The following is a 1,727-nucleotide window of genomic DNA, read 5'->3' as shown; positions in this document are numbered from 1 at the left end:
GACCCGGCGGCGCTTCCCCAGCAGCCGCAGCTCGGCCGCTTCGGCGCGGGCTTCGTCGGGCACGCCGGTCGCCGCCCGCAGCGCGAGGCTCTCCCGCGCGCGGTTGGCGCGGCGCGCGAACGCCTTGCTGCGCGGCAGGTTCTTGCGCGAGGACTTGGCGTTCTCGCCGTAGTCGTCGCGCCGGTCCTTGAGGTAGCTCAGCCGCTTCTTCTCTTGCGGCGTCTTCCGTCCCATCCGTCCTCCTCCGGCGCCCAGGAAACACCCGGCGCCGGAGGCGGGCAACGGAATATCAGCGGGGCGCCAGGCCGCGCACCTGCTCGAACGGGTCCCCGCCGGTCGGCAGCAGCGCGATGATCGGCGTCGTCAGCCCGTTGTCCACATAGGACCGCACCTGCTCGCGGCACGACTCCACACTGCCGTGGATGACCAGTTCGTCCACCACCGAGTCCGGGATGACCTGGTTCGCCTTCTGCCGGTCGCCCGCCGCCCACGCCTCGTGCATCGGGGCGAGGGCCTCGCCCCGGCCGAGCCAGTCGTGGAACGCCGCGTACACCGGAACCGTCAGGTAGCTCGAAATCAGCATCCGGCCCAGGCCGCGGGCCGCGTCGGCGTCCTCCGTCGGGCAGACGAAGATGCGGGCCGCCAGCTCGGCGTCGGGGCCGAGCACCGAACGGACCTTGGGCACGTCCGAAGCCGCCAGCCAGTTGGTGATCGCGCCGTCCGCCTCGCGGGCCGCGAGGCGCAGCATGCCGGGGCGCAGGGCGGCCAGCATGATCGACGGCGGCGGGTCGGCCGGGCGCTCCAGGCGGAACTTCGAGACGGCGAACGTGTCGTAGGTTTCGCTCACCTTCTCCCCCGCCAGCGCCGAACGCAGGAACCGCAGCGTGTCCCGCGACCGCGCGAACGGCTCTTCGAAGGGAGCCGCGTTCCAGTTCGAGACGATCACCGGGGACGACGCGCCGATGCCGAGGACGAACCGGCCGGGCGCCAGCTCCGCGACCGTCGCCGCCTGCATCGCCAGCAGGCCCGGGCCTCGGGTGTACACCGGCACGATCGCCGTGCCCAGGCGCAGCTGCGGCGCCCACTGCGACGCGAGCACGAGCGGCGTGAAGGCGTCCGTGCCCGCCGTCTCCGCCGTCCACGCGTCGGTGTAACCCAGGTCCGGCAGCTGTTCCACCAGCTCGCGGTGCGCGGCCAGCGGCACCCCGGTCAGCGGAATCGTCAAGCCCCAGCGGCTCATGCGTTCTCCTTGTCGACGGCGACGGCGGAAAGCTCGCGCAGCAGCCAGTCCACCTGCGTGCGCATCAGGTTCTCCGCGACCTCTTCGGCCTGCGGCGTCATGTGGGTCGCGCCCGCCAGCGGCAGGAAGACGTGCGGGCGCCCCTTCGCCAGCAGCGCCGACGACAACCGCAGGGCGTGGGCGACGAACACGTTGTCGTCGGCCAGCCCGTGCACGATGAGCAGCGCGCGGCTCAGCTCGGCGGCGCTCTCGATCAGCGAGTTGTGCGCGTAGCTTTCCGGCTCGTCCTGCGGAGTCCCCAGGTAGCGCTCGGTGTAGTGCGTGTCGTACAGCGACCAGTCGGTGACCGGCGCGCCCGCGACCGCCGCGTGGAACACGTCCGGGCGGCGCAGCACCGCCAGCGCCGACAGGTAGCCGCCGTAGGACCAGCCGCGGATCGCGACGCGCTCCAGGTCCAGCTCCGGGTGCGCGGCGGCCGCCGCCTGCA

3 protein-coding genes are annotated in these 1,727 nt (G+C 72.9%); all 3 read right to left on the bottom strand.

Annotated features, from left to right (window positions below; translation table 11 throughout):
• The coding region (locus tag G3I65_RS27665) for a hypothetical protein (protein ID WP_160698717.1) at positions 1 to 234 on the bottom strand (234 nt) is incomplete at its 3' end.
• Between the two features lie 55 nt (positions 235 to 289).
• Positions 290 to 1,240, bottom strand: coding sequence for an LLM class F420-dependent oxidoreductase (locus G3I65_RS27660; protein ID WP_160698716.1), 951 nt, complete (start codon positions 1,238 to 1,240; stop codon positions 290 to 292).
• A partial coding sequence (locus G3I65_RS27655; protein ID WP_160698715.1) for a S9 family peptidase occupies positions 1,237 to 1,727 on the bottom strand: 491 nt, incomplete at its 5' end. The genes G3I65_RS27660 and G3I65_RS27655, both read right to left, overlap by 4 nt.

The sequence above is a fragment of the Amycolatopsis sp. SID8362 genome, from assembly GCF_010550475.1.
Lineage (GTDB): Bacteria > Actinomycetota > Actinomycetes > Mycobacteriales > Pseudonocardiaceae > Amycolatopsis > Amycolatopsis eburnea.
This window is presented reverse-complemented; position numbering and strand designations above follow the sequence as displayed.

Excerpts from the sequence above, each read along its gene's own strand:
- G3I65_RS27660 (WP_160698716.1), bottom strand. The coding sequence starts at position 1,240 with ATGAGCCGCTGGGGCTTGACGATTCCGCTGACCGGGGTGCCGCTGGCC.